This is a genomic window from Dissulfurispira sp., from assembly GCF_036745535.1.
Lineage (GTDB): Bacteria > Nitrospirota > Thermodesulfovibrionia > Thermodesulfovibrionales > Dissulfurispiraceae > Dissulfurispira.
The window spans coordinates 1-7,322 of the sequence record NZ_DAIOFX010000076.1 but is presented as its reverse complement, the minus strand read 5'-3'; the positions used below and the strand labels follow the sequence as shown (position 1 = coordinate 7,322).

The following is a 7,322-nucleotide window of genomic DNA, read 5'->3' as shown; positions in this document are numbered from 1 at the left end:
TAGATTTTATTTTCTCTCAAACGAAGAGGACAGAATCCATATTCATGTGACATGCGCTGATGGAGAGGCTAAATTTTGGATAGAGCCCATAGTCTCATTGGCTGTATCTCATGGGCTGAATCCAAGAAGATTGAACGAAATTCAAAAAATCGTTGAGGAGCACAAAAATGAAATCGTTAAAACATGGCAAAGGCATTTCAGTAAGCGTTGAAAACATAACGCCTTTCGGCATATGGCTGTATGTTAAAGAAAAGGAATATTTTCTAAGCTATAAGGATTATCCATATTTTAAAGACCAGACATTGAGTTCAATACAAAATGTTCAATTGCTTCATGGCTATCATTTGTACTGGCCTGATTTGGATGTTGACCTTGAAATTGACAATCTCGAACATCCTGAAAAATATCCCCTGAGATTTGAATCAAAGAAACATCTAACGAGTCATTCAAGGGGACGGCGAGCAGCCGCCCGTTAATTCAGTCATTATGCCATAAAACAATCGAACAAATTCAATAAATCTTCACCGGCAGTTTGCCTTGGAAATCAATTTCTCCCTTCAGACATTTTATCACAGCCATTTGTGCCTGCTCTGAAGGCTCATAGGCTGCGATCAGAATATCCGCTTCTTTGAAGTGCCTTAAAACATATGGGCTTCCGAATGAGATGACTATTGAGCTTTTTGCCTGCTTAATCAGTTCTATGATCTTTCGCTTTTCTTCATCGCTTATTCCTGAGCTTCCCTTCCATGCGGCAACGCTTGTGAATATTGCGATGATTAACAGTTCGGCCACTGGCCACTTTGTGGAGTTCAGAGTTTGCGGCTCTGAGTTGAAATGATTTTTTAATATAGATGATTTATAAATATCATCGTCGCCTGCAAATACAATATTCGCATCCTTATCCTTTGAAATAGGCAATATGCCGGGACTGCTTTTTACAAGAGTTATAGACATATCGGAGATCTGTTCTGAGATGAATGCATGGGCTTTGTAATTTACATCCGGCTTTTTGATTTTGCTAAACCTCTCCTTTGCTTTGATTATGCGTTCTAATGCGCTGTCAATCTGATTTTCGCTAATCTCTTTGGACTCAATGGCTGATAATAATTCCTTAACTGTCATATCAGCATCCACAGGATGAAGCAGTATGTCAACGCCTGCCTTTATGCATTCAACAGGGACATTGCCGAAGTCTTTGAGGGCGCTCATGTTCAGGGCGTCAGTGATTATGAGGCCGTTAAAGCCCAATTCTTTTTTTAACAGATCCGTGATTATTTTTTTGGACAGGCTTGCGGGCTTTGAATCCAATGCCGGCACTTTAAGATGTCCTATCATGATGCTGCCTGCACCTGCTTCTATGGATTTAATGAAAGGCAAGAGGTCTGTTTTCATCAGATCATCTTTGGATTTGGCGATGACAGGAAGGGAGATATGGGAATCTACAGCAGTATCTCCATGACCCGGAAAGTGTTTTGGACAGCTTATCAGGCCTGAGTCTTCGAGAAATTTTATGTAGTGCGAGCCGAACCACGCCACTGTTTTGGGATTGTCAGAAAAAGCCCTTGTGCATATTATGGGATTGTCCGGGTTTTGATTTGCATCCATTACCGGAATCAAAGGCATGTTTATCCCGATATCTGCCGCCTCATCTGCTATGGCCTGTATTATGATGTCGAGGAGCAAGATATCCTCTGGCCTGTTTTTTTCTATAGCTGCTGCTACAGCCATCTGAAACGGGAAGTATGTCGCATTCCTGAACTGCTGTCCTGCTCCACGCTCTATATCCGAGGCGATAAACAGAGGTATTTCCGAGGCTGCCTGCAATCCGGCGATGAATTCTTTTATCTCGTCTTTTTCTCCGCCGAAGATTATAAAACCGCCAATGCCCTTTTCTGTGAGCCTGATTATCTTTTCCTGATAGTCTTTCGATTGAATTTTATCCCCGTCGAGTCTGTTGATGATGAGCTGGTAAAGTTTTTTTTCTATGGAATCAAGCATGGAAAAGCTTATCAGATTGGCAAACATGGAGACAATATGCCTGTTAATTTTTTAAAATAGACCATGAGATATTATCTTTCAGACGGGTTTGTCCTGAAGTGGCTGGAAACGCCTTCTGTCTATGATATTAAGGAAGACGAGCTATACGAGCTGGATAATGCGGCATTTGAATTTTTAAAGGAATGCGCCGGTTCTGACGGATGCGGCGATGAAAGAGCCGATAATGAATTCATAGACTATTGCATTTCAGAAAGGATACTGACAACAGAGCCTGTTGCTGTTAAACGCTCATCACTTTTGAAATCACCCATTCCATCATTAAGGTATCTCGAACTCCAGATTACTGATAAGTGCAATCTTAAATGCGGGCATTGTTATATAGGAAAGCCCAAGAATAATGAAATCTCCCCTGATAAAATAAAGATTGTTCTTGATGAGTTCGAAGAAATGCAGGGACTGCGTCTTTTGATAACAGGCGGAGAGCCTTTGATGCACAGCCATTTTGATGAAATCAATACATTATTGCCAGAATATAATTTCAGGAAGATACTCTTCACAAATGGCCTTTTGTTAAATGAAGAAGTTTTAAAGGGACTTAATGTGGATGAGATACAGTTCAGCGTTGACGGCATGAAACGCGGGCATGAGGCAATAAGAGGAAAAGGCACATATAAAATAGTAATGAAGAAGATTCACGAAGCAATTGATGCAGGGATTATTGTCTCGATAGCTACAATGGTTCATGGCAGGAATATCGATGAATTCGATGAGATGGATGATATATTTAGAAAAATCGGTATCAAGGACTGGACAGTGGATGTGCCGTGTGTTTCTGGCAATTTAAAGGAAAACCATATTTTTCAGGTTCCACCGGAAATAGCTGGAAGATATCTGAATTATGGCTTTGGTGGAGGACTTCACGGCGGAGGAGAAGGCTTTGCATGCGGCCTGCATCTCATGTCAGTGCTTGCCGATGGGAACATATGCAAATGCGCCTTTTATTCTCACACGCCTGTTGGCAATATCAGTGAAGGGCTGAGAAAGTCATGGCAAAGGATAATGCCCGTAAAATTAGATGAACTGGAATGTTCTGATATATCATGCAGGTTCATTGATGAGTGCAGGGGTGGGTGCAGATTTCACGCTGAAGACAGCAGAAAAAAAAAGACCTTTACAAATGCCATGGGTATGATATAACGAAAACATAAAATATCAGGGCATGAAGCCATGATTAATCCCTAAGAAAGGGAGGTGTGTGATATGGTTATAAGGAAGGTATCCAAGAAAGGGTCAACCACCTGCAAGTGCAAAGGTTCCTGCTAATCAGTAGAGTAATGGAGTGTTGGAGTAATGGAGTGATGAAAAACTCTATTACTCCTTTTTTATTGTTTTTCCCAATACTCCAACACTCCATTACTCCAATATTCCATGTTATTGGCTTTATATTTACAAGCCTTTTATGCCATAATTAACACGCCAATGAGAATACTTATTATTATAATATGCATATTTACTTTCACTGCTTCCTGTTCGGCATTCTCCCAAAGCCGTAATAAACAGATAGATATTGCATCGTCTCAGGCAGAAAATGAATCAGTTTTACATTCTGAAAGGGCTTATTTTGAGTATTTGCTGGGATATGAGGCAGAAATAAGCGGAAAATGGGAAGATGCACTGAAACACTATTCAAATGCCCTGAGCTTCGATCCCGCATCTGCACATCTGAAAACCCAGATCAGCTATATGCTCGTGAAACTTGGAAGGATACAGGAAGCCCTGACAAGACTGGAAGAAGTTGCTGCTAAACATCCTGATCATGTGCCTGCCCTTTTACTTCTCGGTGAACTCTATAACTCACAGAGGAGGGTTGACGACGCCATAAGGGTATACGAAAATATCCTTAAAATGTCTCCGGAGAAGAATGAGGCATCCCTCTTTTTAGGAGTCCTCTATGCTACAAAGAGAGAGTTTCAGAAGGCGATAGACACCTTTGAGACCCTTTTGAAAAGAGATCCGGAAAATATCATGGCCATGTATTACATGGGCTCCATTAATATGGAAAAGAAGGATTACGATAAGGCAGAAGAACGTTTTAAGAGAATTATAGAGATCAATCCCTCCTTCGATGCTGCATACTTGAATCTCGGTCTTGTCAGAGAGATAAAGGGCGATTTAAAGGCCGCGGAGGATTATTATAAAAAGGTCTTGAGTATTAATCCCCATAACCTCTTTGCAAGGGAAAGACTTGCACAACTGTACCTTACAGAGAAGTCCTTTGAAAAGGCTATCAAAGAGCTCGAAGGGATTTTAAAGGAAGCGCCAAGGAATATAGACATCCACCAGAGGCTCGGTCTTCTTTATCTTCAGGAGAGGCAGTATGATAAGGCCATTTCCGAATTCAGGATAGTGCTTGAGGCACGGCCTGACGACATTGCGTCACGGTACTATCTGTCCATTGTGTTTGCGGAATTGAAGAGATACGATGAAGCTATAGAAGAGCTGAAGAAGATAATATCGTTAGACCCCAAGAATATAAATGCATTTTTAAACCTTGCCCTTATTTATTCACGGCAGAACCGTTATGCGGATGCCATTAAGGTGTACGAGGAGATATTGAGTTTTGAGAAGGAAAAGCCGGAGATCTATGCGTATCTCGGCAACGCATATATTCAGACTAAAGAGTATGCAAAGGCAGAGGCTGTATTACAGGAAGGGCTGAAACGCTTTAGCGGCAGTGATGAATTGCATTTCAGCACGGCGGTCGTATATGAGAAAATGGGGCGGTTCGATGATATGGTGGTACACCTGAAACGCACAATCCAGCTTAATCCCAATCATGCCGATGCCCTTAACTACCTCGGATACAGTTATGCTGACAAGGGAATAAATCTTGAAGAGGCATTGTCTCTTATAAAAAAAGCACTGGAGCTAAAACCCGACAGTGGATACATAATCGACAGTCTCGGCTGGGTTTACTTCAGGCTTGGCAAGTTGGAAGAAGCGCTAAATACCCTTAAAAAGGCACTTGGTCTTGTAAAGGACGACCCTATTTTGCACGAACATATTGGTGATGTCTATGAAGCAATGGGCAATCATAAAGATGCCGTCAATGCATGGACCGAGGCATTAAAGTTCCATGAGAAGGAAGAAGGCCTGAAGGATAGGGTCGAGAAAAAGATAGAATCGGTGAAACAGAAAATCAAGAAAATGGAGTGAAGATTTAATTTAATGGAGTAATGGAATGATGGAGTAATGAAAATGAAAAGAAGATTAGTAAAGCAACACTCCAATACTCCAACACTCCAATGCCCCAATTGTATTTTATGTTTGAGTTGAGGGCTCCTGCCAAGATAAACTGGTCCCTTTATGTACTGAATAAAAGGGATGATGGTTATCATGATATCCTTTCATTGATGCACTGCATAGGGCTTTACGATACCCTGACCTTTGAGCATTCCGATACTATTGAGCTTATTACGGATATGGATATCCCGCCACACCAAAACCTTGTCTATAAGGCTGCCCAAAGTCTCCAATCGCATGCCGGAATAAAGAATGGGGCAAGGATTGTCCTGAAAAAGGAGATTCCATCAGGTGCGGGCCTCGGCGGGGGGAGCAGTGATGCAGCATATACATTAATAGGCTTAAATAAGCTCTGGGGTCTTGGACTAAAGATCGATGAATTGAAGACCATCGGCAGCATGCTCGGGTCTGACGTGCCATTTTTTTTTGGCAATATTTCTGCCAATATATCTAATAGTCCAATAGCTATTGCTGAAGGAAGGGGAGAGATTCTGACACCGCTTAAAATAGATAGATCGTATACATTACTGCTTATAAAGCCCTCCATATCCATACCCACAGCATGGGCATACGAAAAATTAGGGTCAAGGGTCAGGGGTCAAGGGTCAAAGGCGGAATTGACAAAAACAGGGGATAAGATTGATAATATCAATTTAATTTATAATGCCCTTAAGACAGGGGATACTTCTTTTCTCAAGGCCAGAATACATAATGACTTTGAGGATGCTGTTATAGAGGAATATCCTGTTATCGGCAGTTTGAAGGGAAAATTGCTAAATGCCGGGGCATCCATGGCTATTATGAGCGGCAGCGGCTCGACTGTATTCGGTCTTTTCGAGGACAGGGATAAGGCGGTTAGTGCATCAAAGCAGTTTTCATCGCACTGGAACAGAGTTGTAGAAACATTGATTTAATATTTTTGGGGCGTCGACAAGCGGTAAGTCAGCAGATTTTGGATCTGCCATTCCCAGGTTCGAATCCTGGCGCCCCAGGAAATAGCCACGAAACAGTATATGTGGAGAAAAAAATGACTAACGGAGTCAAGCTTATTACAGGAAATGCAAATAGGCCACTTGCTGTTAAGATAAGCGAGCATTTCGGCATGCCTTTGACTGATACCACAGTGACCACATTCAGCGACGGCGAGATAATGGTGCAAATCAATGAAAACGTAAGAGGCTATGATGTCTTTGTAATACAGCCCACATGCGCTCCTGTAAACCATAACATAATGGAGCTCCTTCTTTTGATAGATGCTTTGAAAAGGGCGTCGGCGAGGAGAATAGCAGCAGTCATACCATATTACGGTTATGCACGGCAGGACAGGAAAGTGCAACCCCGTGTCCCCATATCCTCAAAGCTTGTGGCCGACCTGCTCACAGCAGCAGGAACAAACAGGATACTCACTATAGACCTCCACGCAGCACAGATACAGGGCTTTTTCAATATCCCTGTCGATCACCTGTATGCTGCCCCTGTTTTGCTGGATTATATAAAGAAATGCAGGTTCGAAAACCTTGTTATAGTCTCGCCAGATGCAGGCGGTGTTGAAAGGGCACGCGCCTTTGCAAAGAGGCTGGACGCCTCATTGGCCATTGTCGATAAAAGGCGTGAGGCTGCCAATGTCTCAAAGGTCATGCATGTTATAGGTGATGTAAAAGGCAAGGATGCCATTATCCTCGATGACATGATAGATACTGCAGGAACGATAACACAGGCAGCACAGGCGCTGAAGGATAACGGTGCAAAGAGGGTATTTGCAGCTTGCAGCCATGCTGTGCTTTCAGGACCTGCTATAGAGAGAATAAACAATTCAGTGCTTGAAGAGGTCATAACAACCGATACGATCTCTCTGGATGATAAGGTCAGCGTATGCAAGAAGTTAAAGGTATTAAGCGTATCGTCGCTCCTGGCAGAGGCAATAAAAAGGATTCACGAAGAGACATCAGTAAGTTCGCTATTTGTGTGAATGAGCATATGTGTGAATGAGTATATGAGTGAAAAGAATGCTTCCCATTAAC

The 7,322-nt window shown here is 42.3% G+C and carries 7 protein-coding genes and 1 tRNA gene; 7 read left to right on the top strand and 1 reads right to left on the bottom strand.

From position 1 onward, the window contains the following. On the top strand, positions 1-211 hold a 211-nt coding region (locus V7L97_RS10365), incomplete at its 5' end, for a DUF4160 domain-containing protein (RefSeq protein WP_333655711.1). After that, complete coding sequence (locus V7L97_RS10360; RefSeq protein ID WP_333655709.1) at positions 168-476, top strand: DUF2442 domain-containing protein; 309 nt, start codon at positions 168-170, stop codon at positions 474-476. The genes V7L97_RS10365 and V7L97_RS10360, both read left to right, overlap by 44 nt. Positions 477-510: 34 nt before the next feature. On the opposite strand, the gene V7L97_RS10355 is transcribed toward V7L97_RS10360, so the two are convergent. After that, positions 511-2,025, bottom strand: a complete 1,515-nt coding sequence (locus V7L97_RS10355) for a glycoside hydrolase family 3 protein (RefSeq protein WP_333655707.1) — start codon at positions 2,023-2,025, stop codon at positions 511-513. 36 nt (positions 2,026-2,061) lie between these two features. Here V7L97_RS10355 and V7L97_RS10350 point away from each other — a divergent pair, with 36 nt between their 5' ends. The 5 genes from V7L97_RS10350 (at position 2,062) to V7L97_RS10330 (ending at position 7,270) form a co-directional block, all read left to right on the top strand. Beyond that, complete coding sequence (locus tag V7L97_RS10350; RefSeq protein ID WP_333655704.1) at positions 2,062-3,195, top strand: radical SAM/SPASM domain-containing protein; 1,134 nt, start codon at positions 2,062-2,064, stop codon at positions 3,193-3,195. Positions 3,196-3,477: 282 nt separating this feature from the next. Further along, positions 3,478-5,214: a tetratricopeptide repeat protein gene (locus V7L97_RS10345; protein ID WP_333655701.1), complete on the top strand. Its 1,737-nt coding sequence runs from the start codon at positions 3,478-3,480 to the stop codon at positions 5,212-5,214. A 107-nt stretch (positions 5,215-5,321) separates the two neighbouring features. After that, complete coding sequence (gene ispE, locus V7L97_RS10340) at positions 5,322-6,215, top strand: 4-(cytidine 5'-diphospho)-2-C-methyl-D-erythritol kinase (RefSeq protein WP_333655699.1); 894 nt, start codon at positions 5,322-5,324, stop codon at positions 6,213-6,215. 6 nt (positions 6,216-6,221) lie between these two features. Then, positions 6,222-6,293, top strand: a tRNA-Gln gene (locus V7L97_RS10335). 35 nt (positions 6,294-6,328) lie between these two features. Then, the gene (locus tag V7L97_RS10330) at positions 6,329-7,270 is read left to right on the top strand and encodes a ribose-phosphate pyrophosphokinase (RefSeq protein WP_333655697.1); all 942 of its coding nucleotides are present in this window, start codon (positions 6,329-6,331) and stop codon (positions 7,268-7,270) included. Positions 7,271-7,322: the final 52 nt, after the last annotated feature.

What these genes read in the sequence shown, in the direction of transcription:
- V7L97_RS10360 (WP_333655709.1), top strand. Translation starts at nt 168, where the DNA reads ATGAAATCGTTAAAACATGGCAAAGGCATTTCAGTAAGCGTTGAAAAC.
- V7L97_RS10355 (WP_333655707.1), bottom strand. Translation starts at nt 2,025, where the DNA reads ATGTTTGCCAATCTGATAAGCTTTTCCATGCTTGATTCCATAGAAAAA.
- V7L97_RS10350 (WP_333655704.1), top strand. Translation starts at nt 2,062, where the DNA reads ATGAGATATTATCTTTCAGACGGGTTTGTCCTGAAGTGGCTGGAAACG.
- V7L97_RS10345 (WP_333655701.1), top strand. Translation starts at nt 3,478, where the DNA reads ATGAGAATACTTATTATTATAATATGCATATTTACTTTCACTGCTTCC.
- ispE (WP_333655699.1), top strand. Translation starts at nt 5,322, where the DNA reads ATGTTTGAGTTGAGGGCTCCTGCCAAGATAAACTGGTCCCTTTATGTA.
- V7L97_RS10330 (WP_333655697.1), top strand. Translation starts at nt 6,329, where the DNA reads ATGACTAACGGAGTCAAGCTTATTACAGGAAATGCAAATAGGCCACTT.